The organism is Shewanella subflava, from assembly GCF_025971955.1.
Lineage (GTDB): Bacteria > Pseudomonadota > Gammaproteobacteria > Enterobacterales > Shewanellaceae > Shewanella > Shewanella subflava.
Map to the genome: position 1 here is coordinate 136,007 of NZ_JAPDMX010000028.1, position 25,090 is coordinate 161,096.

Sequence of the window (25,090 nt, forward strand, 5' to 3'; positions counted from 1 at the left end):
TGCTAATTTGAATCTAAATTAAGGTTACTTAATCTTTTTATATTTTACCGAATCTTTGGTTTTACCCACGGTCACGCGGCGACCTTGCATGCTTTTTTCTGCAATCATCTGTGCACTGGCTCCGTCATCACGCTGCTTACTTTTTGCAAAGCTACGGCGTTTTTGGATCTGCTTTAGCAACAACTCACGGTTACTGACTTCATAACCTGGTACGGTAATACGGCGAATTTTTTGGCCAATCAATTTTTCAATATCGGCTAAAGTACGTTCTTCTTCACGGCTGACAAATGAGATGGCAATGCCTGACTTTCCGGCACGGCCTGTACGGCCGATGCGGTGCACATAATCTTCTGCTAAAAAAGGAAGATCGTAGTTTACAACATACTGCAAATCAGGAATGTCTAAGCCACGGGCTGCGACTTCAGTTGAAACCAATACACGGATTTTGCCTTCCATAAATTCACGAAGGGCACGGCGGCGACTGCCTTGGGCTTTTTCGCCATGCACTACCGAGGTTGGAATGCCATCTAAATTAAGCTCTTTTACTAAGCGATCGCAGTCTTCACGCGTGGCACTGAAAACCATGACTTTATGCCAGTTTTTAGTGCCAATCAGTTCCGATAATAACTCACGCTTACGACGTTGCTCGACTGGGTAAACCACTTGACTGATCGTGTCTGCGGTACTGTTTTGATCGTTAGCAGCAATAATTTTAGGTTTGTCTAACATCTCGTTAGCCAGTTTTTTAACCGCGGTCGAGAAGGTGGCTGAGAACAATAAGTTTTGACGATTTTTATTCACGGCTTGCATGATTTTTTCAATATCGGCACTAAAGCCCATATCTAACATGCGGTCGGCTTCATCTAATACTAAAAAGTCGACGTGGGATAAACTCAAGTTACACGATAAAATGTGCTCGAGTAATCGCCCTGGGGTTGCCACAATTACATCGGTACCGCGTTTCATTTTAACGGCTTGGCTGTCCATTTTTACACCGCCATAAATGGTCAGTACATTGATGTCCATGTATTTACCGTAGGCAGTAATGTTGTCAGCAACTTGAGCCGCTAATTCACGGGTTGGGGTTAAAATCAGTACGCGGGTATTTGAGGCGATTCTTTCTTTAGGCTTTTCCATCATTTTTTGTAAGATAGGTAAAGCAAAGGCAGCCGTTTTACCTGTGCCGGTTTGGGCACTGGCTAGTACATCTGAGCCACGACGAATGGCTGGAATGGCTTGACGCTGAATAGGGGTCATTGTCTGATAACCGCATTCAGCGATCGCGCGGAGTAGTTCTGGTGCGAAGCTAAAAGATTCAAATTTCATGGTTTCAGTTCCTAATTAAGCTGCAAGCCGACAATCTATTCGGCGGGGATTTGGCATTCTTGGGTCTATTTCAACGCTACACTAAAGCCTAATAACGCATTAGCGGTTCGTTTTGACGGGCGCGGATTATACCAAACTTTTATACAGAGTTTGTATAGTTCTTGCGCTTTATCAAATAAAAACGGCGATCATTGAATGATCGCCGTGTTATATGGATACAATTTATTGCGTTAAATTGCCGCGGTTACTTTATTTAACCATGTTAAATCATCGCCTTGCATAAATGGTGTCAAGGTATCACGTACTTTGGCGTGATATTGATTAAACCAGTTGATTTCAGCATCAGTGAGTAATGACTTATCAATTAAACGGGCATCGATAGGGATCAATGTAATCGCATCGAACTCATACATTTCACGCTCGCTGCCTGTTAATGCTGCGCAATGTTGTACTATCACTAAGTTCTCTATACGAATACCAAAGCCATTAGTACGGTAGTAGCCTGGCTCGTTTGATAACACCATGCCAGGAAGCAAAGCCACATTGTTCAGATTTTTACCGATACGCTGTGGGCCTTCATGCACACTTAAAAAGTGGCCTACACCATGACCTGTGCCGTGGTCATAGTCAAAACCATGTTGCCATAAATGTTGGCGAGCAAAGGCATCAAGCTGTTGACCTGAAGTGCCCTTAGGGAAACGAGCTAAATCTAAAGCGATATGGCCTTTTAGCACTAAGGTGACCATTTTGCGTTGTTCGTCAGTGACATCGCCAATCGCAATGGTACGGGTAACATCTGTTGTGCCATCTAAGTACTGGGCACCAGAATCCACTAGGTAGATACTGTTCATTGTCATGGTGCTAGGCGTGCCATTATTATGATTGTAATGACACATCGCAGCGTTCGGGCCTGTGGCAGAAATCGTATCGAAGCTTGGCTCGCGGTAAAGTGAGTCTTGTAAACGATAACTTTCTAATTGCGTCGCTAATACGCCTTCATCATGCATAATGCCTTGTTCAACCTGGTTATCTAACCAAGCTAAAAAGCGAGACACGGCCACACCATCACGCACATGACACGCTCTCATGCCAGCTAACTCAGCAGCATTTTTTTGCGCTTTGGGTAAGGCTACAGGATCAAGTCCGGCAATCAGTTTTGCACCCGCCGCTTGAGCTTGCAGTTGTGAAAATGCGTTGGCTGAATGGGGATCCGCCAGTAATTTCATGCCTTTTAATTCTGCTAGCGCGTTTACCAGCTCCGCTTCATCTTTTACCGTGACGCCTTGTCCCACATGTTCAGCAAAACCGCTAGGCACTTTGTTTAAGTCAGTAAATAAGGTCATGTCGCCATTTGTTGCGAGTAATGCGCTACCTAGGATAACCGGCAGACGGGGCACATCGTTACCACGAATATTCAGTAACCAGCAAAAAGAATCGAGTGCGGCAATAAGAGCGACGTCAGCACCTTGTTTTTTAACTAAAGCGCCTATTTGCTGACGCTTCTCTAGGCTGTTTCTGCCTGCACCTTCATGGCTGAAAAGGGTGAAAGCTGATGTTGGTAGCTGTGGACGGTCTTGCCAGTGCACATCAATCGGATTTTGTTTTACATCAACTAACTCAATATCAGCTTTATCAAATTGCGCCTTAGCTTGTTGGTACCAGGCTAAAGTATGTAAACGGCTATCAATACCGACTTTGCTTCCAGCGCTTAGGGTGTCAACTAACCATTCAATCTGAGGGTCATCGGTTAGGCTTAAAAACTGATACAAAGAGCTGTCTACTTGCTTTGGAACCTGAACGGTATAACGGCCATCAGTAAAGAGGGCTGCGGTATCTTTTAATACTATGGCCATACCCGCAGAGCCAGTGAAACCTGTGGCCCAACGAAGTCGCTCATTTCTGACTGGAACGTATTCACCAAGATATTCATCCGCGCGAGGAATAATAAAAGCATCGATATTTTCAAGGGCAAGTTGCAGGCGAATAGCGCTTAGACGTTCTGCAATAACAGCTGATTGGGGCATAAAGAGTCGACTCCTGTGATAGGGTTGAGCTAGAAAGTAGCATGGCCTGATTATCTCAAGCTCGGATGTTATGTTGCAAGTTAACTGTACTTTAACTTGACCTAACCAATTGTAACTTTATATTGTATACAATTTCAATCATGCTTAACATTGTATTATCACCCTCATCAGCGACCAATATGTGCTAGTTTGAGGGAAATCTGAGTTAATCATTCACTTAATATGGAGTAAAAATGACAATAGGTATTGGCGGCGTAAGCCCACAACAAGCCCTTGAAGGCTTAACAAATATGACTCAAGGTGTTGAACCTATTGCTTTATCAGAGTTTGAAGCTCGTATTGCCAAAGCGCAGCATATCATGCAGCAGCAAGGTATTGATGCGCTTTACTTAAATGCGGGCACCAATCTTTACTACTTTACTGGCACACGTTGGTATGCCAGTGAGCGCTTGGTCGGTGCCATTTTACCCGCCACTGGCAAAGTGCAATATATTGCGCCTGCTTTTGAGCTTGATACATTGCAAGGCTTTATGGTGGTAAAAGGCGAGGTAAACACCTGGCATGAAGATGAAAGCCCTTATGTACTGGTTGCAAAAACGCTTAACCAGATGGGGTTTGACCTTACTCGGGCAAAATTAGCCATCGATGAGTCAACCTCCTATTTCATCAGTAATGGCATTGCTAAAGCTGCGCCGCAATTAACATTGGTTGATGCGAAAACGGTGACGGCAGGTTGTCGGATGATTAAATCATCCACAGAGCTGGCGTTGATTCAACAGGCGATGAATATGACCCTTGAAGTGCATAAAGCGGCGGCCAGTATTTTGCGTGAAGGTATCACAACCGATGAAGTGACAGCCTTTATCGATGCCGCGCACCGTAAAGTAGGTGCCTCTCGTGGTTCTTATTTTTGCATTGTGTTATTTGGTGAAGATACCGCATATCCGCATGGCGTGAAGTCGCCTAAAGCCTTATCTAAAAATGATACCGTGCTAATTGATACAGGTTGCCAACTAGAAGGCTATAACTCAGATATCACCCGTACTTATGTGTTTGGTGAGCCCAGCGCGCGTCAACGCGAATTATGGCAGTTAGAGCAACAAGCTCAATTAGCGGCGTTTAATTTCGCTAAAGTTGATTTACCCTGTGGTGATGTTGATACGGCGGCTAGGCAGGTATTAGAACAAGCGGGCTTTGGCCCAGGCTATGCCGTACCGGGATTACCGCATCGTACCGGACATGGTATTGGTTTAGATATTCATGAATGGCCATATCTGGTGAAAAGCGATCGTACCCCATTAGCCGCGGGAATGTGTTTCAGTAATGAACCTATGTTATGTGTACCTGGGGAATTTGGCATTCGCCATGAAGATCATTTCTACATGACCGCAGAGGGCGCTAAGTGGTTTACCTTACCCGCCAAATCCATTGATGATCCGTTTTACCTCGGATAACCCATGCGAGTATGTGGTGAATAATTCAGCCTCCATCAGCCTAAGTTGATGGAGGCTTTTTTATGTCGCCTTGTGAATTTATCGTGTTTAGTTACGTCTGATAAAGGATTCAATATAAGCGGCAGAGCGTGCATTTAATATTGGGTCAGCCGATGCAGATATGCCTTTAGGTAATTGCAATGGATTAAAAATACCTTTATCACACTCTATGGTGGCTTTCGCATCGTCATGCTGACCGTTAATAATCACTTGGCCGATTAACAGCCGTTGTCGAGACGTCGGCCAAACAATAGTAGGATCATTCACCTTATCTTGTTTTTCGGCAAGTTGAACATATAGATCCCAGGTGGCGGGTGTCGTGGCTATTCGATTGGTCAATTCTTGTTGTAAAAAATGATCCGGCTTTTGAGCAAGCTCTGCTGCTGATGCGGCTATCACGCCGTCTACAGGCTCAAAAATCCATCTGCCCGCAACGGGCTCGCCATTATTTGAGGTGAACATAAAGCTATTGACACCAAAATAGCGGTTGTCTGCATAACTGCTTGTTGGCGGGAGCTTTTTAATATATTCAAAAAAAGCTTTAGCATCTGGTTTATTGTCAATCAGCCATTGTTTGCCTTCATTACCTTGTTTTACTTTGGTTTGAAACGTAAAAAAATCATCAAGATTACTGGCAAAAAACACCTCGGCATTTGAGGTAACAAAATGCAAACTTTCAGTCTCACCATTTAGCTTAAGCGACATAAAGCGCCCAGCGGTTTTATCCGATGATTGTGGATTGGTGCCACCTAATGAAAAACGGGCAACGACATCAATATTGCTTTGGGTGAAAAACGGGATTGCCAATGTCTCTGTAACTTGCGGGTTCGGCTTAAACACGCCAGAGGTGCAAAAACCATTAGCATGATTGCGTAACTTCACCTTTTTACCCGCATCGCGGCTGATATCATCAGGCGTGCCATTAACCGCATCCACTAAATCAGAGATGGTTTTTTCTGTGGCTGCAGCGGGTAACATCAACATTGGTAAAGCGGTAAATAGACTTGCTTTGATTAGCATTGAAAGTGTGCGAGTGTGCATTGTCATCCTATTGATTCGTTTATTTGTTATTGGATAAAGAAAGGCAAAAGCTGATATTTATTTCACCATGACAAAAATAAAATGCTGAAAGATAAACTATCTTCGCTCACGATGATAAGAAATGTTGGTTTGATATAGTATTCTTTATAAATCAGAGTTTTAAATATTATAATTTATTTGCAGACGGGGTGTCCTTGGCTGAGTTCAATAGCAACACTCTATAGGCACAGCCGCGGTTGATGTGTGTTCATATTTTCTATTTTGAAAAGGCGCTTCGCCCACACCAGACCAAAGGGGCAAAACGCACGCTTTTTTTACAAAAGAAGCCCTTTGGAAACCCTCAGCGCCCCAGACGAAAAATGCTGAAAAACGCATATTTTCGATGGGGTTTGATTCAGCATTAAACTTCATTTTTAGCTTACTTCTGCCATTGTCTAAAAGCCCTAACGCTTCCGATAGGCCATCCGTGGCCTAACGAAAGCTAGCTTGGCATCCATGCCAAGCTCACGGACTTTTCTCGATGACCTTAAATCATATTGAGCCTTTTAGCTGATTAGTTACTTATCTTTTTGCTTTTTATAATTGCCCAAATACAGTCAAATCGAAGAGATAATAATTCCAGTGTAAGCGCGGCCGTGACTACTGACCACCATGGATGGTGGGAATGTCAAAATTTGTCTGGAACAAATTTGACCATGACATGGACGTCATGGCCGAGGTTTCAGGGACGAAATCGCAGCGTGTCACGGTCGTGCTTGCACATAGGCCTGCGGCAGGCTGTGTTCTAAATCGTTTTTGTCCAGTTCCGAGTTAACCTTGTGTTACCAAAGCTATCAATAAGCTAAATCGAAGAGATAATTATGCGGGTGCAGATGAGTCAGCGAGTATCCCTAACTTCGGCGTTTAGGATAAGCCCATATGGACGGGCTTGCGGCGTCTCGCTGGACCATTTGTATTTGAAATCAATCTGATGCCAATTGAAGTCACGCTGACGTCTCTAAAAGTTTCATTGGATATAATGGCTTTTTGTTGATCTCTTAAACCGAGTTGAGGTTAGTTAATTGCAAATAACTCGACATCAAAAATTAACACAGACCCGCCAACAATTTTACCGGTTGAGCGGTTGCCATAGGCCAGTTGGCTTGGAATATAAAAACGGAATTTATCGCCAACCGTCATTAACTGCACACCTTCGGTCCAACCTTTAATCACTTGGTTAAGCGGAAATGCGATGGTTTGTCCGCGATCGACAGAGCTGTCGAAAACCGTACCGTCTATCAAAGTACCGTGATAATGCACAGTGACATTACTTTTGGCAGTAGGGTGTTCGGTGTTGTCACTTTTAGTCAGCACTTCATATTGTAAGCCTGATAAGGTTTGAATGACCCCATCACGCTTGGCATTTTCTGCCAAAAAAGCACTGCCTTTGGCAATGTTTTCTTTGGCGGCTTTTTGATTATTCATTTGGCTAAAAAAATAAAAAATGACTAAAGCGATTACCGCTACAGCAATGATCATGCGCATGAAAAATTCTCTCGGTTAGTATGAGTAAAATAGTGCTGTAGTTTACCTTAGTTTAGTCAGTGGATATAGCCACTCTTAGCTGACTAAGTTTAATGCGTTAAAGGATATACAGCAGATATAAATAACTGATCCCGACAGTGAGTAACATATTGATTGCGATACATAACCAGAATCGATATTTGAAGGCATTCTTTTGGGTTTTATGGCGAAAATATTGCTGGGCAATAATAGCCGCAGGCCAGCCGCCGATTAAGGCGTAAATGTATAAGGTTTTTTCACTAATACGATTGCGTTGAGTATCGGGCGAAGTTTGGTTTTGAGCCGCAATGCGCTTGTCATACCAAGTTATTATAAAACTCAACAGGTTAATGCCAATAAATATGCCAATAACCCAAGGCGAAAGTGCATAGAATCCATAACCGACAAGCAAAAATACTAGCCAGATAACCAGCATTATTAGGGCAAATATCATCATTGTTTTAAAAACTCCGCGTAGATCTCTAGGGTTATTTTATCGCCCACGATTGGGATGTAGCTGCTCATATCAAAATCAGAGCGTTTAATGGTACCAACTGCGCTAAACCCTAAGGTATATTTCCCCGTCATCCAATTATCAGCACCGCCATGAAATGTCGCGCTAAAGGTGACGGGTTTTGTTACACCTCGTAAGGTCAGTAAACCTTCAAAGGCAAATTGATTATCAGAGCCATCAGCGTTAATCGGGGTCACTTTTTGGCTTTTAAACAGCGCTTGGGGAAAGGTTTGACTATCAAACCAAGTGCTATTTTGCAGGGTGGTTGCGAGTTTTTCATTGTTGACGTCAATTGAACTGATTTGCACGCTGGCTACTAATGATGCTGCCTGCATGTTATTGGGATCAAAATTCAGTTGAGCATCAAATTGATTAAAACGACCCACATAGGTCGATAAGCCTAAATGCGGTATTTTAAAAATCAATGCCGCATGGTTTGGGTCTAAGGTAAATTCACCGCCTTTAAGCTGAACCAGTTCTGGTGTCACAGAAGGTGTAACCCAACTGATACAGCCCGAAAGGCTAACTAGGGCAAACAATATCGCCAATATATGGCGGTATTGGCTGTTAATATGACGGATTATGGTTTGCAAAAAAACTCCTTTAGTTATCTGAGTAAGTGCTGACTTTAGTTACACATTGATTTATTTAGGTATTGATTCGTTTAGACAGCACTCGCAATAAGTATTCTAAGGGGCCTTGGTTAAAAAAGCGCACATATAGAGCAGCCATACTCAGTTGTAACGCGTTTAATACTATGGCAAGTAGCATGTAATCGATACGATCAAATGATATCTGCCATTGTGGCATCCAATGTCGTAATAACAGCACACCTAAAATAGACTGTAGAATATAAAAGCTTAAAGATACCCGCCCTAGGTTTTGTAATAAGGTTAATTTTAGCGGGTTGTTTTGACAGAGTTTAACAATAATATGCCAATAAATCAGTGCGGTGGGTATGGCGCCCAGCATCATAAAGATAGCCGATATTTCTTTTAGCACCGCAGAACTAGACTGGCTTAATACACTGTCAAGTATCGCAAATATTATGCCTGTAACGGCAAATGCTCCTAGCTGTTTGGTACTAAAGCCGCGTTTATAATAATCCTGTTTCATCAGGGCTATGCCGATAAGCATTAATCCTGCGCCGTACCATAAAATACTAATTGGGATTATCAACAGCATGTACCCCACCATGATGGCTTGCATCATCACCTGTGTAGTGTAACTGCCGGTCCAAATATCAAGCTGCTGTGTATAATAGTCAGAGCCGCGGTAAAAGGGGTCATCCTCAATGGTTAAAGATATGAGCGCCATCACCACTAGTGCAAGCATGATAAATTTTACCGACTTGACTAACAAGGCTTTAGGGGCAAACGAGCAGTATTGATAAGCCAGTAATCCGCATAAACCGTAGGTTAGTAAAATGTCTCCAGAGAAAATCAATACGCCATGAACCAGCCCAAATACGATAAGCCAGTACAATCGTCGTTTGATGGTGTGTTGCGCCTTTATATCATCGCCCGCTTTACAACGTTGGTGCCATAAACCTGCACCGAACAACATTGAAAACAAGCTGATAAAGCGCCCTTCAAATGCAAAATTACTCAGTATTTCGATGATTTGATCGGATAAGATTTCTGGCTGATGTGGGGCATAACCGTAAAAGTTATTCGCCATGAAATAAATATTTAAAAACAAAATACCCAGTAACGCCAAACCTCGAATGGCATCTAAATTAGCAGATCTGTCTGGGGGATATTTTATCGTGGGCGTGATAATGTTTGCCTGTTCCTCAGGTGGTTTTGGCGCGTTGGCAAGCGGATAACGATTAATGATTGAATTCCTTTTTATCATTGATGTTAATCACGTCATCAATAAGATTTACTTCGCCTAAAAAATTGCTTTAAAAGGCAAAGTAAATCCTTTGACTATGGTTATGGCTAACCGAATAAGCGATTTGCTACTTATTTTTTTGCACTTCTAAGAATGGAATTGTCCCTGTTGGCAACATGGTGGTTGGCAACTTTCCATCCCAGCGTTCGGCTTTGGTCAGTTCAACTAAATTCTGATTTTGGGCTAAGGCTTCAGCACGGATTTTAATTGCCGACGCTTCAGCATCGCCTTTAATTCGAATACTTTCTGCTTCAGCAATCGCCCTAGCCAATTGTGAGTCAGCTTCAGCTTGTGCTTGAGTCACGGCAATTTGCGCGCTGACACGTTCTTTTTCAAGATTTTGTAATTGGGTTTGTACTTCAACTTCGGCGCGCATTCTGTCTTCTACTGATTTTTCATAGGCATTACTAAAATCAATGTTTTCAATTTGCACTGAGCTAATTGTCACAGGCCCTTTAATTGATTTTGTAATCGCATCAGTCACGTCAATACCAAACTTAACCCTTTCTTGCACCGCTGAAATGGCGGTGTATTTACCAAAGATATTTTCAACCTGGGTAGGTACCTGACGGTCTAACAATCGTGACACCATAGAATCAATGCCCTTGAAGTTGGCATAAACTTCTTCAACTCTGTCCGGTGGCACACTAAATGTCACGGATGCACGCAGGGTCGCAGGCTGTTGATCGCGACTATAAGCTTGCAGCGCTTGATAACTGGCGGTATGAGTTTGAGTCGAAATTTTGACGACCGTATCGATTAACGGAATTTTAAAACCTAATCCTGGTTCAGCCGTATCGATAATTTTACCATTGCGCAGTAAAACACCTCGTTCCCCCTGATCAACCGTGTACCAACTGCCATAAAGACCTGTTAGTAAGCTGATAAAAATAACCCCAGGAATGATTTTACTTAGATGATTGTCGCCGGTTGTTAGACCATTTTTTAACATTGTGCTTCCCTAGCAAAATTGAACAAAATTTATTTTTGTGGCTTTTCTGAAATCCATAGCTTGATATGGCCTTGAACCACCACAACACCATGAGTGTCATAGGCTTTGACGTCGACTAACATATCACCAACTTGCCATTGTTCTGGTTTTACCTCTGCGACACACAGAATATCGCTACCGGCTTTAGCGGTATAATCTACAGACATACCTTTAGGGATCCAGCGAAGATGCTTAGGAATCGAAGCCTCCGCCATCGTGCCCATTGCCATTTCAAGGCCATTACAAATGGCAATCACATGCACTGTACCAATGTGGTTTTGCACAATTTTGCGTTTTTTGATTAAGCATTCACAGCGATTTTCTTGCAGTGAAGTGATCTGAGGGTGAATCGTGCCGAAATACGGCGCCATACGGGATACCATTTTAGAGAAAATTTTATCGCCGAAAGGGTAGCGAGTAACCTTGTGGTATAACGCCATGACTTTATTAGGTTTGTTGTTATTCATAATCCATTACTGGTGATTATTTGTCTGGTCGGATGAGGTTAGCATTATTGTTAACACTCTGCTAGTGGTTTGCCTTTGTGCAAGTGGGTATAATCGCCGCCTAGATTATTGTGTCCAAACTACGGATTAGGGTTAATTTTGAAGTTATTTATAACGTATTTAAAAGGTATGGCCATGGGTGCAGCTGATGTTGTGCCGGGCGTATCAGGTGGAACCATTGCCTTTATCACGGGGTTATTAGACCCTTTGCTGGATGGGATCCGTAAGATTAATCCGAGTTTATTTGGTATTGTGCGTCAGCAGGGGATTAAAGCCGCTTTTTTACACATTAATGGTCCTTTCCTTGTGTGTGTGTTTGGCGGTATTTTGACCAGCATTTTTGCCTTTGCTAAGTTAATCTCTTGGTTGATAGTCACTCATCCTATTCCAGTGTGGTCATTCTTTTTTGGACTGATTTTATATTCTGTTATCCATATGCTTAAACAGGTCAGTCAGTATACATTGCCGCGAATGCTGCTGTTTGCCCTAGGGGTATTATTTGCTTGGAGCATAACAGTGTTAAACCCTATCGCTATAGAAGTCAGCTATGTAACGTTTTTCTTTGCTGGTGCAATTGCGATATGTGCGATGATTTTACCGGGTATTTCTGGCAGTTTTATTCTACTGTTGCTTGGTCTTTATCCTGCGGTGTTAGCCGCCGTTAAAGGGTTTGATATTGCTTATTTGGCCTGTTTTGCAATGGGGTGTGTACTGGGATTGCTGAGCTTTAGTCATGTCTTATCTGCTTTGCTGCGAAAGTTTCATGATGCCACGTTAATGTTTTTAATTGGTTTGATGTTAGGCACATTAGGAAAAATCTGGCCATGGAAACAAGTTGTTAGTTGGCGTGAAAACTCTAGTGGAGAGCAAGTTCCATTACTTGAGCAAAATTTAAGTCCATTTGATTTTCAAACCATAACGGGGGATTCACATCAGCTTATTGCTGCCATAGCCTGCGCACTTTTTGGGGTTGTGTTAGTTTGGTCGTTAGAATATTTTGGCCATCGACGTACATTGAAGTAGATTTAAGCAAGATTTAAACAAAAAACAGAACTTAGGTTCTGTTTTTTTGTTTAAAATGAACTAGTTTTAAAGCATCCACGTATAATTTTACAATATGATTAGCCTCATTAAAAAATTTACCCGCCACAGGAGTGCGCTTTTATGAATGAACCTCAAACATTTGTACCAGAAAAAATTCAAATTGGTATTAGCAGTTGTTTACTCGGGAGTGAGGTTCGGTTTGATGGTGGACACAAGAACTCTTATTACTGCGCCACCGAAATAGAACCATTTTTTGAATACACCAGTATTTGCCCCGAAATGGCTATCGGTATGGGGGCACCAAGAAAGAGCATTCGCCAAATTCGTGATGGCGATGTGTTATTCATTCAAAGTGCTGACGGTACCTTGGATGTGACGGAAAAATTGACTCAATTTAGCCAACAAAAGGTGGTTGAACTGGGTTATTTGGGCGGCTATGTGCTTTGTGCAAAGTCGCCAACTTGTGGTATGGAACGTGTTTTAGAATACAAAATGGGTACCAATAACAGTACCAAAACAGGGGTGGGGGTTTTTGCTAAAGCCCTAATGGATGCTTACCCGCACTTACCCGTTGAAGAAGAAGGTCGCCTGAATGATATGGTGATTCGAGAAAACTTCTTTACCCGTGTTTATGCCTATCATGATTGGCGAAAAATGCTCGAATCAGGTTTGACAAAGCACAAGTTGATTCAATTTCACTCTCGTTATAAGTATTTGTTGATGGCCCATAGCCCTAAATGGTATCGCGAATTGGGGCCGTTATTGGCTGATATTCAAGACTTAGAACAAACCGCTAATAGCTATTTTGAAGGCTTTATGAGTGCGCTAAAAGTCAAAGCAACGCGCAAAAATCACACCAGTACTTTGCAGCATATTCAGGGCTATTTTAAGAAGCACTTGAGTGCCCGTCAAAAAGAAGAGTTAACCGAGTCGATTATGAAATATCGCCAAGGGCTTTTTCCTTTGCTGGTGCCAATTACGCTAATTAACCATTATTTGAATGAGTTTGAAGTGCCTTACATTGCAGACCAAGTGTATTTAAATCCGCACCCGGAAACACTTAAATTACGTTATGCATACTAGGTTAGGTTAATACAAGGTAAAAATACAGCATGCAATTTGCTCATAATAGTGTCGTGTGGTTTCGACAAGATTTACGTATTCATGATCATCCTGCGTTAACTCAAGCTTGTGAGTTCGCGCAGTTGCATGATTCAAATCTAACTGCGATTTATTTTGTTACCCCTAAACAATGGGCTGAACACGACGTTGCTGCTATTCAAATTGATTTTATCGAAAGGCATATTGAGCAATTAAACCAAAGGTTAGCGGCAATTGGTATTGAGTTAACCGTAGTTAATTTAAGCACCTTTGATGATATTTTACCTTGGCTAAAGGCGTATTGTGCTGAGCATCATATAGGGCAAATATTTGCCGCTAATGAGTCAGAATTTAATGAGCGGCAGCGCGATATAAAACTCATTAATGCGGGTATCCCGCTAAGGTTAATTGAGCAAGACTGTGTGTTAGCAACCGGTACTGTTAACAATTTATCCGGGCAGATGTATAAAGTTTTTACCCCGTTTTCGAAAGCTTGGAAAAAAATAGCGTCAAGCCAACCCATCGTGCCATTAGGGATCCCTGCGTTTAGGCAGCCAATAGCCGCGCCTTCATTAAGTCGATTTAATTGTGATGAGTTTTATCCTCAACGAGTGACAAGTGAGCTGTGGGCGGCGGGGGAGGATTGCGCCAGAAAGCAATTGAAACAGTTTATTGAGAATGACATTGCTGACTATCAACAATACCGTGATTTACCAGCCATCGATGGAACAAGTAAACTCTCACCTTATCTCGCCATTGGTGTATTGAGCCCACGTCAGTGTGTTGCTGGCATTTTATTTTATTATCCAGATGCACTTGTTAATGATGCCAGTCCAGCTAAAACATGGTTAAACGAACTGATATGGCGAGAGTTCTACCGTCATTTGCTGGTGGCGTTTCCTAAATTATCAAGATCTCAAAGCTTTAATGAATTGGGTCAGTTTATTCAATGGCGCAATGACAATGATGAATTTCAAGCCTGGTGTCAGGGGCAGACGGGGTACCCGATAATTGACGCCGCAATGCGGCAACTCAACCAAACGGGTTGGATGCACAATCGTTTACGCATGGTCGTGGCGAGCTTTTTAACTAAACATTTGCTGATAGATTGGCGCTGGGGAGAGCAATATTTTAGGCAGCATCTTATTGATGGAGATTTAGCGGCTAACAATGGTGGCTGGCAATGGTCTGCCGGTACAGGGTGCGATGCCCAACCGTACTTTAGGGTGTTTAACCCTATGACACAAAGTAGCAAGTTTGATCCCGATGCGAGCTTTATAAAGCATTTTGTTCCTGAAGTGGCCGATTGGAGTTTAAAGCATATTCACGAGCCACATTTAAAGGCGCATCATATTAATTCCATGGCCGATTTATTTTCTGAACGTGCCAAGCAAGAAAAGGCTTACCCTCAGCCGATAGTTGAACATGGTTTTGCCCGAAAACGCGCACTTGAAGTATTAGGGGCATTGAAGCGCGGGTAGTTATTCTATCTAAGTCATCTCGCTCGGGAAAATAAATGCAACCAGCCAGGCCTTTGTATCGCTAACAGCGTTGAATTGACAGGCGATAAGACCCCAAGGATGGGATAGAGTTTTGGTTGCAACTGAAGCTGACACCCGCTATTAAAGGCTAATTTTGACTGTTAGCTGCACAAAGTTAAAATCTTTTAGTAAACAATTGAATATAAAGATTTAACTCTGGTTTGTTCATGTCTTAACACTCGTTCTGGTTGCGATAGACAGTACTAACCTTTTTTACCGGCTATTTTCTAGCAACATTCTTCAAGTACAAGATAACGTGTAGATCACAGTTTTATCTAATGGCTTATCACGCAGCCCTATTACTATTGAACAAAAGTCTAGATGGGCTTAAACTGCATTAAAGATTTATTTTTTATGCATGTTTAAGGCTGTGTTAAATGTTAAACATTGATGACCCCCGAGAAATTGAGCAAACACCCGCTATATGGCGATTAGGCTTTAGACCTTTTTTCCTTGGAGGTGCGGTGGTTGCAGCTTTGTATATTCCGCTTTGGTTAATGGGCTGGTTTACGCCGCAATACAGTTTATTTAATGGCCAGTTTTGGGCTAATGTGTTGCCATTATGGTGGCATCCCCATGAGATGTTGTTTGGTTTTGCACTGGCTATCGTAAGCGGTTTTTTGCTTACCGCGGCACAAACTTGGACCAACCAACCCACCATGAAAGGGCCTTTGTTAGCTGTAACGTTTAGCTGCTGGTTAGCCGCTCGTTTACTGTTATTAATGCCTTTTAATATTCCTATTTGGCTACCAGCATTGTTTGACACCTTATTTTTAGGTATCACAGCTGCAACATTATGGCGTTGTATTTATAAAGTAAAACAGTGGCGAAACATTGGTTTTCCCATAATGATTATGCTTGCTCTGGTTGTTAACTTAGTCAGTTATTACGCCTTGTATGAACGAAATTTTTCGTTATCAACTCAGTTATGGCAAGCTATGATTTGGTGGTTGGCCATGGTGATTACCATCGTTGGTGGACGAGTTATTCCTTTCTTTACTGCGATGAAGTTACAGCATTCAAAGCCAGATCCCATACATGCACTTGAATTAACGTTATTATTCGTAATGGGTGTTTTGTTTGTCCAGTCAGTATTTCATGTCTTTTCGCGTGAAATTGAACAAGGTATTTTATTGAGTGCCGGACTGTTGCAACTGATCAGAGTATTACGTTGGAAAGGCCATAAAACCTTTAAAGAACCTATGTTGTGGTCTTTACATGTTTCATATTGGGCATTACCTGTGACCTTGCTTGCGATGGCGTGGAATATTAACAATGAGTTTGCATACCGCACGTTACTGCATTTATTTGCCGTTGGTGGCATCGCATCCTTGTGTTTGTCGATGATATCGCGCGTCTCTTTAGGTCATACAAGTCGTAATATCTACCAAGGCCCTAACATGGTATTAGCCTTTGCTTGCTTGCCCTTAGCGGCAATATTACGCGCGATTATGCCTTTAGTCGTGCCTCAATATTCCTCTACTTGGCTATGGTTAGCGGGGGCATGTTGGTTTATTAGTTTTGGAATGTTCGTGTGGTATTACGCCCCTATTTTAACCCGTCCCAGATTAGATGGTCGCCCTGGATAAATTTTAAGAAGAGTAAGCTATGTTTTTAAATCAATACCCTCTATTCGTGTCAATACTTGCAGGCGTAGGGATGATAGCCACTTTGCCTGCGATGGCCAATGTAGAAGACATCAATCAGGGTAAATTCCCTAACCAATATCAAACTTGGTTAGCGACATCAGAGCAAGCAGATAAAGAAGACATGTTAGCCTCATACCCAGCAAACATCATTTTATGGGCGGGTTCGTCTTTTGCGAAAGAGTATAATAGTCCTCGCGGACATCAGTTTGCCGTCGCTGATGTGACTCATATCTTACGAACTGGAGTCTCAGTCGAAGAAGGAAAAAAAGGGCTGTCAGCCAGTTGCTGGACCTGTAAAACACCTGATGCGCCAAGATTGATGAGTGAAATGGGCATTGAGGGGTTTTCTGGCGCCAATTTTACCGATTTAGGTACTGAAATTAAATCTGTGGTGTATTGCAGCGATTGTCACGAAGACGGCAGTGCTAAATTGGCGCTACCTCGTCCACATGCACAGGATGCTATGGCCAAAATAAAATTGCCTTTTGATAAACAAAATAACAGTATGAAAGGGGCTCAAGTATGCGGTCAGTGCCATGTGACGTATTATTTTCAGCCTGAGCGGAGCGATAAAGTCAATATTCCATGGATTTTTGGCAGCACCGCCGATGATATTGAAAAGTATTATGATACCCGTCGTTTTTATGAATGGATTCATCCTATTTCAAAAACACCCATCTTAAAGGCGCGCCACCCAGAGTTTGAGCATTGGAGTCGCAGCAAACATGCCAAAGCTGGCGTTACCTGTATAACCTGTCATATGCCGCCAGCAACAGATGATAAAGGCCATCAGTTTACCGATCATAAAGTGGGTAATGCGCTAGAACATTTCGATAGTACATGTAAGGCTTGTCACTCTAGTCAGCAGGCGATTACCAAAACATTAAACAAAAACAAGCAGCAAATTAATATTAAGGCACGTAAGGTTGAGGACTTGTTGGTTAAAGCACACTTTGAGGCCAAAGCTGCGTGGGATGCAGGCGCAACATGGCCACTTATGAATGATGCCATCATGGGCATTCGTCATGGGCAATGGCGTTGGGATTTTGCCATGGCTTCCCATGGTTTGTATGCTCATAATCCAGAAGAAGGTAATGCATTGTTGGATAAAGCGATTGAGCAAGTGACCTTATCACGTACTTTATTGGCCATGGTTTTGAAACAGCTTGATGTCGAAAAAGTGGATTACCCCGATATCAGTACCAAAGAGAAGGCCCATGCGGTTATTGGCTTTGATAAAGATGCCGCAGAAGCCGCAAAAGCGATGTTTATTAAAGATGAAGTGGATAAACACTGGAACCCAGTTGCTCGCCATGGTTATGAAAATTAACAAATATCAAAGTTAACCTTCGATTTGTCTGCCAAAAAAGCACTTAAAATATTAAGTGCTTTTTTTTGATCTTTTTCTCTCTTATTACCGTATTTTTTGTAAGTGATATAACGCATATTTTATCCCCTAAAAAGTAATATATGTTGTTGTGATATAAGACATTGTAATTTATTACATTGCGTTTTATGGTTAACGTGCGAACGAGATAAGAGAGCAAAATATGCAAAATAGGTCAAATGTAACCGAACTTACGTTACCTGATGACAAGGTGCCTGAAATTGTTGGCCAATTTATTCGGCTTTACCAACAGTTGAATAAAGATAATTTGCAACGATTAACGGAAATCTACAGTTCAGATGTGCATTTTCAAGATCCGTTGCATCAGGTTTATGGAATGACAGCACTAACGGATTACTTTACTAATTTGTACCAAAACATTACTCACATTGAGTTTGATATTCATCAAATACTCTTGAGTGAATGCCAGCATCAGGCATCACTTTATTGGGTGATGAGCTATTCGCATCCTAAATTAAATAAGGGGCAAACGATTCATGTTGATGGTTCAAGTTTGCTTAAATTTAATGACAAAATATATTTTCATCGGGATTATTTCGATGCAGGTCAGATGCTTTATCAACACGTACCGCTGTTAGGTGGGTTAATCAATATGCTAAATAAACGCATAGGTTGAATTTATGAATACGCAGCGCGCAGCATCTTCTCAGGCGGTACTGATTACCGGTGCAACATCGGGTATTGGCCTAGCCTGTGTCAATTACTATACATCCCAAGGTTTTCATGTCATTGCATGCGGCAGAAATGAGTCGATACTTAATCAATTAAATACTCATCATTTTTTGACATTTGATATTACTGAACCACAACAAGTCACCGCTGCAAGTGCGGCCTTAAAGCAACACCTTGTACAACATGATTTATCACTTGTTCAAGTGATACTCAATGCCGGCACGTGTGAGTACATTGAGAATGTCTTTGAATTTGATTCATCGCTATTTAGCCGAGTCATTACCACCAATTTAATTGCAATTGGTTATTGTATTGAAGCTTTTTTGCCATTAATGGCAACAGGGGGACAGCTGGGGCTAATGAGTTCCAGTGCAACTTATTTACCCTTTCCACGAGCGGAAGCTTATGGCGCATCTAAAGCGGCGATAAGTTATTTAGGACGAAGCTTGCGATTGGATTTGGCAGCAAAACCCAAAAAGCAGATCGGTGTGAGCGTGATTTGTCCTGGTTTTGTGAAGACCCCACTAACAGACAAAAATGATTTTGCTATGCCAATGCGGGTGAGCAGCGAGCAAGCCGCACAGCGGATTTTTGAAGGTATGGTCAAACGTCAGTTTGAGATCCACTTCCCTAGAAGGTTTACCTTTATATTGAAGTGTTTATCTTGGTTGCCTGAAAAATTATTAATTAAAATACTCGCAGAGAAATCGACAAAATAACAACGATCTCATTTGCAATAAATACGTATACCCCTTATTAGCGTGAATGGGATAGTGGAGAAAAACAACAATGAAAAAAATTGCCGTAATTGGAACGGGTGTCTCTGGGTTAACCTGCGCGCATTTACTGAGCAGTAAGCATCATGTCACTGTATTTGAAGCAAATGATTATATTGGCGGTCACACCGCTACAGTGGACGTTGAAGTCGATGGCGAAAACTATGCTATCGACACAGGCTTTATCGTATTCAATGACAGAACTTATCCTCGTTTTGAAAAGTTAATGGCTAAATTAGGCGTAGAGTCGTTGCCAACACAAATGAGCTTTAGTGTTCACAATGCCCTTACTGGTCTTGAATATAACGGCCATACCCTTTGGAGCTTATTTGCCCAGAAACGCAATATACTGCGTCCTAGTTTTTATCGTTTTCTGGCAGAGATAGTGCGGTTCAATAATAGCTGCAAAGCGATTTATGAATCTGATAATTACCCCGAGATCAGCTTGGGCGAATACCTTGACCAGCATCAATTTAGCGATTTTTTCTGCGAGCATTACATTTTGCCTATGGGGGCGGCAATTTGGTCCTCAAGTATTAACGATATGCGCGCTTTTGCATTACGCTTTTTTATCCGTTTCTTTCAACACCATGGTTTGCTCAATATCAGCGACCGTCCTCAGTGGTCGGTATTAAAAGGTGGTTCGAGAAGCTACATCCCCGCACTGATTGAACCTTTCAAAGATAATATTCTTTTAAATAGCCCAGTTAGCAGCATTGTGCGTGATGATGAAGGGGTAAAGGTAAAAATTGCTAATGGCGACTGGCAGCATTTTGATGATGTTATTTTAGCCTGCCATAGCGATCAAGCATTGGCAATGTTGAGCGATCCGAGTATTGATGAACAACACATTTTATCGGCTATGGAATATCAGAATAATGAAGTGGTATTACACACCGATATTAACTTATTGCCTAAACGACGAGCGGCTTGGGCAAGTTGGAATTACCGTTTAGACGGTGATGACGATGTTGCCATGGCAGATAGACCTGCTAGCGTGACCTATAATATGAATATTTTGCAGCGATTACCAAAAACTGCCCCGACATTTTGTGTTACCTTGAATCAAACCGAATTAATCGATGAAAGCAAAATATTACGTAAATTTAATTATGCCCATCCTGTTTTTAATGAGGCGAGCATGCGGGCACAATTAAAACGTACCTTAATATCTGGAAAGCGTCATACCTACTTCGCGGGTGCCTATTGGTATAACGGCTTCCATGAAGATGGCGTCAGAAGCGCTGTAGATGTGTGTAATCAATTTGGGATCAGTTTATGACCGATAGCTCGGTTGAAACCAGTGGCTTAAATAGTGGTATTTATTATGGCAAAGTCAGCCACAGAAGGCATGTGCCTAAACGCCACAGTTTTGGTTACGATATTGCCATGATGGCGCTTGATTTAGATGAATTGCCGCAGTTATACAGTTCGTCTAAATTATTTGACCACAACTGGGCATTATTAACCTTTAAAGCTGAAGATTATCTCAATAGTATTGATAAGCAGTTTGGTGAAGATTTTGCGTTGCAATTCAAATCAACACATTTGCCATCTGTAGACGCTTTAAAAATACGCGCCCTCACAACCATAAAGCATTTAGGGGCACAACACGCCTGTAATCGAGTGGTGTTTTGTGGTCAAGTCCGTCACTTTGGGTTTTATTTTAGTCCCGTTAACTTCTTTTTTTGTTATCAGGGTGATACTCCGTTATATATGCTAGCTGAGGTCAGCAACACTCCCTGGAACGAACGCCATTGTTATTTGGTTGATTTAGCCAATACCACACATACCGATAAAGTATTCCACGTGTCTCCGTTTATGACCTTAGATATGCACTATTTATGGCGCATAGTTCCGCCACAAAAGCATTTTAAAGTGACTATTGAGAATCGTAATGACCAAAATGCTAAATTATTTGACGCCACTATCGCATTAACCCGCTTACCATTTACTCCTAAGAATATACAGCGCTTCGTATTGGGCTATCCTTTGATGACAGTAAAAATTGTCATGGGTATTTATTGGCAGGCTATGAAGCTATTTGTTAAGCGGATCCCTTTTGTCGGCAAACCCAAAGTGAAGCTGCCAACTTAAATGCTGATTTAACTTCAAAAATGAATCCAAAACACTTTCATGGACGTATTGATCGTTATTATTAAAAAACTACCTTGTTTTTAAATGGAGCCAGACATGGACAACATCGCAACCCAAAGCAGTATTGCTCAGGCCTCGTTATCAGACAGCTTGGCAAAAAAGATTTTATTGCGCGCTTTAGCGCATCTCGCTCAGGGGCAATTAACCATAGTTGATGGCACTCAATCCCATGTATTTGGTGATCACAACAGCGCATTACATGCCACCATGCAAGTTCAGCATCCTAGCTTTTATCGTCAAGTCGTATTTGGCGGGTCCATTGGTGCTGGCGAAGCTTATATACAAGGACACTGGTGTAGTCCAGACCTAACTAAAGTTGTTCAAGTGTTTGCTAGAAACTTAGCGCTGCTAGATAACATTGAACGTTATTTCTCATGGTTGAGTAATGGAATTAATCGGATTAAACATGTGTTTAATCGAAACTCTCAATCTGGATCCAAAAGAAATATTCTTGCCCATTATGATTTGGGCAATGATATGTACCAAACATTTTTAGATCCTGAAATGATGTATTCCAGTGCAATTTATCCCACAGATGATGCGTGTCTTGCACAAGCGCAGTTACACAAATTAGACACCATATGCCAGCGTTTAGAGTTACAACCGGGGCAGACGCTTTTAGAAGTGGGCACGGGGTGGGGCGCGTTAGCCATTTATGCTGCTAAACATTATGGCGTTACTGTCACCACAACCACTATTTCGGATGCCCAGTATGACTATGCCGTTGCACGAGTTAACAGCGAAGGTTTAGCCGACAAAGTCACCTTGTTAAAGCAAGATTACCGTGAGCTGACTGGTGAATATGATCGTGTGGTATCGATTGAAATGATCGAAGCCGTTGGCCATGAATATCTACCGGGATTTTTTGAAAAGCTTCAACATTTGTTAAAGCCAGAAGGAAAACTGCTTATTCAAGCGATCACCATTGCCGATCAACGTTATGATAGTTATCGCAAAAGTGTCGATTTTATTCAACGTTACATTTTTCCAGGTGGTTGCTTGCCATCAATTAGCGAGATGTCGCGTCATATCGCGAATAAAACCGATATGGTGATATGGTCTATTGATGACATTGGTCTGGATTACGCACGTACATTGAAGCACTGGCATGATAATTTTGACCACGCCAAACAAACCATTACTGAATTAGGTTACGGTGATGACTTTATCAGGATGTGGAAGTTTTATTTAAGTTATTGTGAAGGTGGCTTCTTAGAGCGCACAACCAGTACAGTACATTTAACCGCAGTAAGACCAGGTTATCGATGCTAACAATCGGGCGTGTTTATCTTGGTTTATTTTTTATGTTGAGAGATAAAATGACTTTAGGCAAGGCGGATAACTGCGGGCATAGTCGCCCGACGTCAAGATTATCCAACGCAGTATAACGTCATTTTAGCCTCAACCCGAAGGGCAGAGGCTATTTCCCAGTCATTCTGCTCACATATTCACTCATTTAACGGGCTAAACAGCGTTCATTTGTGATTGCCTGACAGAAAATCGCCTACTGCATAATTTATCAACAAAGATAAACACGCCCTAGGATACATGTGAAGGATTAAAGATGCATTCTACCGTATCCCCATCGACGTTATCTGTAGTGTTTAACGCCCTCTGTTTTCAATGCATTTGGTGGCTTGGGGTGTTGTATCAAAACCAATTTATTATCATATCGATACTGATAGTATTACTTCATTTTGCTGTATCAAAGAACAAAAAAAGTGATTTATTAGTGCTGTTAGCGGTAAGTTCATTAGGCATTGTTGTCGACATAAGTCTGGTTCATTTTGGTGTCTTTGAGTTTTCAACTCCCCCATTATGGCTGGCATTATTATGGTGTTTTTTTGCCCTTACTTTAAATTCTAGTTTGGCATTTGCACACAAATTACGCTTACCTTTGCAAGTGATACTGGGAGGCGTATCAGGGAGCTTAAGTTATCTTGCTGGTGCTAATTTGGGTGCTGTGACACTTCCGTTAGGTACAGTTTACTCTGTCGCTATTCTTATTGTGATCTGGTGTGTGTTATTTCCCGTATCAATGACTATAGCAGCGCGATTGAAGTAATCATTAATGATACCCAATCATGTTTAGGTTAGCGGAGTAATGGCATGCACATTGAAAATAGATGGCGATTAGGGCAAATATTATTAATCACAATGTTAGCAACTCCGCAGATTGCATTGGCAAAATATCAAGCTTCGATTGATTATAACCAGCCCAACCAAGATAAGTTTGAGTCGCAGACAACAAACGCAAAACAACCGTTGTCAGGTTCTTCAACTGACACTGATGTGCCATTAAAACTTATCCAAGTCGGTGAGGCTGATATGGATGTGCTGTGGTTTGATGTGTATTTAGCCAAGCTGTATTCCATTGATGGTATTTATCAACCAAGACGTTTTCCATTAATGCTCGATATCGAATATCACCGCGATATTTCAGCGCAAGAATTGATCGACGCCACGATCGACCAATGGCATGAAAATGGTATTTCTAGTGCCGAAATTAATCAAATTAAGTCGCACCTCACCTCTGCATGGCCTGATGTGAAACAAAATGATCGCTTAAGTTTCATTATCCATAATGAACAACAAGCTGAATTTTTATTCAACGATAAACCGTTTTATCAACTAGCAGATCAACGCTTTAGTGAAGCATTTATCGGAATTTGGTTATCAGAAAAAACCACTCATCCGAAATTGCGTAAACAGTTAATTGGAGCAAAATAATAATGAATATTGTGCTAAAGCCAGCATTTGCAGTTATCAATAAAGGGCCTTTTTTAAGTCTAACTCGTTTTAAGTGGCTAAAAAAAAGCGTCGCGATACTTGCTTGTATAAGCTTGTTTTCTTGTTCATCGGCATCAATTGAGGATTACTCTAATACCACTCCATCATTAAATTTAGCTGCTTTTTTTGATGGTGAATTAACTGCAGCAGGCATAGTGCAGGATTATTCTGGCAAGGTTACTCGTAAATTTACCGTTACTATGGAAGGCAGTTGGCAAGGCAATAAAGGTGAGTTAAAGGAGTGGTTTGTTTATGACGATGGTGAAAAGCAAATTCGAATCTGGTATCTAACCGATCTAGGAAATGGCCAGTTTGAAGGCCGAGCTGATGATATTTTGGGTGTCGCCAAAGGTGAGGCCAATGGTAGTGCACTGCGCTGGCGTTATGACATGAAATTATTGGTCGATGGCAGTGAGTATGAAGTTGAATTTGATGATTGGATGTTTTTAGTTGATAACAAAACCATTATCAACAAAAGCGACATTAACAAGTTTGGCATTAAAGTAGCTGAAGTCACCTTAGTAATACAAAAAAAATAACCTGAATGTGATAAATAAATCGAATTCAGGTTATCTGGTTGAATGTAAAGGTAATACTAACTTTTTATCTGCTCAAGTCG

Annotated in this window: 23 protein-coding genes; 14 read left to right on the forward strand and 9 right to left on the reverse strand. The window is 41.7% G+C overall.

All coding sequences use genetic code 11. The features are described 5' to 3' along the window. Window positions 1-24: 24 nt before the first annotated feature. Window positions 25-1,326: a DEAD/DEAH box helicase gene (locus OHT75_RS12300; protein ID WP_264727007.1), complete on the reverse strand. Its 1,302-nt coding sequence runs from the start codon at window positions 1,324-1,326 to the stop codon at window positions 25-27. A gap of 230 nt (window positions 1,327-1,556) precedes the next feature. Beyond that, window positions 1,557-3,350 (reverse strand): aminopeptidase P family protein, encoded by a 1,794-nt coding sequence (locus tag OHT75_RS12305; protein ID WP_264727009.1) that lies wholly within the window; start codon window positions 3,348-3,350, stop codon window positions 1,557-1,559. 233 nt (window positions 3,351-3,583) lie between these two features. Between OHT75_RS12305 and OHT75_RS12310 the strand changes: the two genes are divergently transcribed. Next, window positions 3,584-4,804: a M24 family metallopeptidase gene (locus OHT75_RS12310; RefSeq protein ID WP_264727011.1), complete on the forward strand. Its 1,221-nt coding sequence runs from the start codon at window positions 3,584-3,586 to the stop codon at window positions 4,802-4,804. 87 nt (window positions 4,805-4,891) lie between these two features. Here the strand turns inward: OHT75_RS12310 and OHT75_RS12315 are convergent, their stop codons facing one another. From OHT75_RS12315 to OHT75_RS12345, 7 genes are all read right to left on the reverse strand, one after another. Continuing rightward, complete coding sequence (locus OHT75_RS12315) at window positions 4,892-5,884, reverse strand: catalase family peroxidase (RefSeq protein ID WP_264727013.1); 993 nt, start codon at window positions 5,882-5,884, stop codon at window positions 4,892-4,894. Window positions 5,885-6,937: 1,053 nt separating this feature from the next. After that, window positions 6,938-7,408, reverse strand: a complete 471-nt coding sequence (locus tag OHT75_RS12320; RefSeq protein WP_264727015.1) for an FKBP-type peptidyl-prolyl cis-trans isomerase — start codon at window positions 7,406-7,408, stop codon at window positions 6,938-6,940. Between the two features lie 97 nt (window positions 7,409-7,505). Beyond that, the gene (locus tag OHT75_RS12325; RefSeq protein ID WP_264727017.1) at window positions 7,506-7,883 is read right to left on the reverse strand and encodes a DUF1294 domain-containing protein; all 378 of its coding nucleotides are present in this window, start codon (window positions 7,881-7,883) and stop codon (window positions 7,506-7,508) included. After that, window positions 7,880-8,533, reverse strand: coding sequence for a YceI family protein (locus tag OHT75_RS12330; protein WP_264727019.1), 654 nt, complete (start codon window positions 8,531-8,533; stop codon window positions 7,880-7,882). Before OHT75_RS12330 ends, OHT75_RS12325 begins: the two co-directional genes overlap by 4 nt. Before the next feature lie 55 nt (window positions 8,534-8,588). After that, window positions 8,589-9,797: a DUF418 domain-containing protein gene (locus OHT75_RS12335; protein WP_264727021.1), complete on the reverse strand. Its 1,209-nt coding sequence runs from the start codon at window positions 9,795-9,797 to the stop codon at window positions 8,589-8,591. Window positions 9,798-9,903: 106 nt separating this feature from the next. After that, a complete protein-coding gene (locus OHT75_RS12340; protein ID WP_188841506.1) occupies window positions 9,904-10,788 on the reverse strand; it encodes a prohibitin family protein in 885 nt (294 codons plus the stop codon). Between the two features lie 29 nt (window positions 10,789-10,817). Continuing rightward, window positions 10,818-11,294, reverse strand: coding sequence for a hotdog fold domain-containing protein (locus tag OHT75_RS12345; protein WP_264727024.1), 477 nt, complete (start codon window positions 11,292-11,294; stop codon window positions 10,818-10,820). A gap of 138 nt (window positions 11,295-11,432) precedes the next feature. Between OHT75_RS12345 and OHT75_RS12350 the strand changes: the two genes are divergently transcribed. The 13 genes from OHT75_RS12350 (at window position 11,433) to OHT75_RS12410 (ending at window position 25,010) form a co-directional block, all read left to right on the forward strand. Next, window positions 11,433-12,356 (forward strand): DUF368 domain-containing protein, encoded by a 924-nt coding sequence (locus OHT75_RS12350; protein WP_264727026.1) that lies wholly within the window; start codon window positions 11,433-11,435, stop codon window positions 12,354-12,356. Between the two features lie 141 nt (window positions 12,357-12,497). Further along, the gene (locus OHT75_RS12355; RefSeq protein ID WP_264727029.1) at window positions 12,498-13,460 is read left to right on the forward strand and encodes a YbgA family protein; all 963 of its coding nucleotides are present in this window, start codon (window positions 12,498-12,500) and stop codon (window positions 13,458-13,460) included. Between the two features lie 29 nt (window positions 13,461-13,489). Further along, window positions 13,490-14,959 (forward strand): deoxyribodipyrimidine photo-lyase, encoded by a 1,470-nt coding sequence (gene phrB / locus OHT75_RS12360; protein ID WP_264727031.1) that lies wholly within the window; start codon window positions 13,490-13,492, stop codon window positions 14,957-14,959. A gap of 437 nt (window positions 14,960-15,396) precedes the next feature. Continuing rightward, complete coding sequence (locus OHT75_RS12365) at window positions 15,397-16,608, forward strand: NnrS family protein (RefSeq protein ID WP_264727033.1); 1,212 nt, start codon at window positions 15,397-15,399, stop codon at window positions 16,606-16,608. 70 nt (window positions 16,609-16,678) lie between these two features. Next, complete coding sequence (locus OHT75_RS12370) at window positions 16,679-17,998, forward strand: ammonia-forming cytochrome c nitrite reductase subunit c552 (RefSeq protein WP_264727751.1); 1,320 nt, start codon at window positions 16,679-16,681, stop codon at window positions 17,996-17,998. A 220-nt stretch (window positions 17,999-18,218) separates the two neighbouring features. Continuing rightward, the gene (locus OHT75_RS12375; RefSeq protein ID WP_264727035.1) at window positions 18,219-18,692 is read left to right on the forward strand and encodes a nuclear transport factor 2 family protein; all 474 of its coding nucleotides are present in this window, start codon (window positions 18,219-18,221) and stop codon (window positions 18,690-18,692) included. 4 nt (window positions 18,693-18,696) lie between these two features. Continuing rightward, window positions 18,697-19,467: an SDR family NAD(P)-dependent oxidoreductase gene (locus OHT75_RS12380; protein ID WP_264727037.1), complete on the forward strand. Its 771-nt coding sequence runs from the start codon at window positions 18,697-18,699 to the stop codon at window positions 19,465-19,467. A 70-nt stretch (window positions 19,468-19,537) separates the two neighbouring features. Continuing rightward, a complete protein-coding gene (locus tag OHT75_RS12385) occupies window positions 19,538-20,806 on the forward strand; it encodes an NAD(P)/FAD-dependent oxidoreductase (RefSeq protein ID WP_264727038.1) in 1,269 nt (422 codons plus the stop codon). Further along, complete coding sequence (locus OHT75_RS12390; protein WP_264727039.1) at window positions 20,803-21,621, forward strand: DUF1365 domain-containing protein; 819 nt, start codon at window positions 20,803-20,805, stop codon at window positions 21,619-21,621. The genes OHT75_RS12385 and OHT75_RS12390 overlap by 4 nt, the downstream gene beginning before the upstream one ends. 96 nt (window positions 21,622-21,717) lie before the next feature. After that, a complete protein-coding gene (locus OHT75_RS12395) occupies window positions 21,718-22,953 on the forward strand; it encodes an SAM-dependent methyltransferase (protein WP_264727040.1) in 1,236 nt (411 codons plus the stop codon). 292 nt (window positions 22,954-23,245) lie between these two features. Next, complete coding sequence (locus OHT75_RS12400; RefSeq protein WP_264727041.1) at window positions 23,246-23,746, forward strand: DUF2878 domain-containing protein; 501 nt, start codon at window positions 23,246-23,248, stop codon at window positions 23,744-23,746. A gap of 44 nt (window positions 23,747-23,790) precedes the next feature. Then, window positions 23,791-24,411, forward strand: coding sequence for a chalcone isomerase family protein (locus tag OHT75_RS12405; protein WP_264727042.1), 621 nt, complete (start codon window positions 23,791-23,793; stop codon window positions 24,409-24,411). 2 nt (window positions 24,412-24,413) lie between these two features. Then, a complete protein-coding gene (locus OHT75_RS12410) occupies window positions 24,414-25,010 on the forward strand; it encodes a DUF3833 domain-containing protein (protein WP_264727043.1) in 597 nt (198 codons plus the stop codon). Window positions 25,011-25,090: the final 80 nt, after the last annotated feature.

Bases quoted from the DNA above. Each gene is read 5' to 3' on its own strand.
- OHT75_RS12300 (WP_264727007.1), bottom strand. From the start codon at position 1,326: ATGAAATTTGAATCTTTTAGCTTCGCACCAGAACTACTCCGCGCGATC.
- OHT75_RS12305 (WP_264727009.1), bottom strand. From the start codon at position 3,350: ATGCCCCAATCAGCTGTTATTGCAGAACGTCTAAGCGCTATTCGCCTG.
- OHT75_RS12310 (WP_264727011.1), top strand. From the start codon at position 3,584: ATGACAATAGGTATTGGCGGCGTAAGCCCACAACAAGCCCTTGAAGGC.
- OHT75_RS12315 (WP_264727013.1), bottom strand. From the start codon at position 5,884: ATGCACACTCGCACACTTTCAATGCTAATCAAAGCAAGTCTATTTACC.
- OHT75_RS12320 (WP_264727015.1), bottom strand. From the start codon at position 7,408: ATGCGCATGATCATTGCTGTAGCGGTAATCGCTTTAGTCATTTTTTAT.
- OHT75_RS12325 (WP_264727017.1), bottom strand. From the start codon at position 7,883: ATGATGATATTTGCCCTAATAATGCTGGTTATCTGGCTAGTATTTTTG.
- OHT75_RS12335 (WP_264727021.1), bottom strand. From the start codon at position 9,797: ATGATAAAAAGGAATTCAATCATTAATCGTTATCCGCTTGCCAACGCG.
- OHT75_RS12340 (WP_188841506.1), bottom strand. From the start codon at position 10,788: ATGTTAAAAAATGGTCTAACAACCGGCGACAATCATCTAAGTAAAATC.
- OHT75_RS12345 (WP_264727024.1), bottom strand. From the start codon at position 11,294: ATGAATAACAACAAACCTAATAAAGTCATGGCGTTATACCACAAGGTT.
- OHT75_RS12355 (WP_264727029.1), top strand. From the start codon at position 12,498: ATGAATGAACCTCAAACATTTGTACCAGAAAAAATTCAAATTGGTATT.
- phrB (WP_264727031.1), top strand. From the start codon at position 13,490: ATGCAATTTGCTCATAATAGTGTCGTGTGGTTTCGACAAGATTTACGT.
- OHT75_RS12365 (WP_264727033.1), top strand. From the start codon at position 15,397: ATGTTAAACATTGATGACCCCCGAGAAATTGAGCAAACACCCGCTATA.
- OHT75_RS12370 (WP_264727751.1), top strand. From the start codon at position 16,679: ATGATAGCCACTTTGCCTGCGATGGCCAATGTAGAAGACATCAATCAG.
- OHT75_RS12375 (WP_264727035.1), top strand. From the start codon at position 18,219: ATGCAAAATAGGTCAAATGTAACCGAACTTACGTTACCTGATGACAAG.
- OHT75_RS12380 (WP_264727037.1), top strand. From the start codon at position 18,697: ATGAATACGCAGCGCGCAGCATCTTCTCAGGCGGTACTGATTACCGGT.
- OHT75_RS12385 (WP_264727038.1), top strand. From the start codon at position 19,538: ATGAAAAAAATTGCCGTAATTGGAACGGGTGTCTCTGGGTTAACCTGC.
- OHT75_RS12390 (WP_264727039.1), top strand. From the start codon at position 20,803: ATGACCGATAGCTCGGTTGAAACCAGTGGCTTAAATAGTGGTATTTAT.
- OHT75_RS12395 (WP_264727040.1), top strand. From the start codon at position 21,718: ATGGACAACATCGCAACCCAAAGCAGTATTGCTCAGGCCTCGTTATCA.
- OHT75_RS12400 (WP_264727041.1), top strand. From the start codon at position 23,246: ATGCATTCTACCGTATCCCCATCGACGTTATCTGTAGTGTTTAACGCC.
- OHT75_RS12405 (WP_264727042.1), top strand. From the start codon at position 23,791: ATGCACATTGAAAATAGATGGCGATTAGGGCAAATATTATTAATCACA.
- OHT75_RS12410 (WP_264727043.1), top strand. From the start codon at position 24,414: ATGAATATTGTGCTAAAGCCAGCATTTGCAGTTATCAATAAAGGGCCT.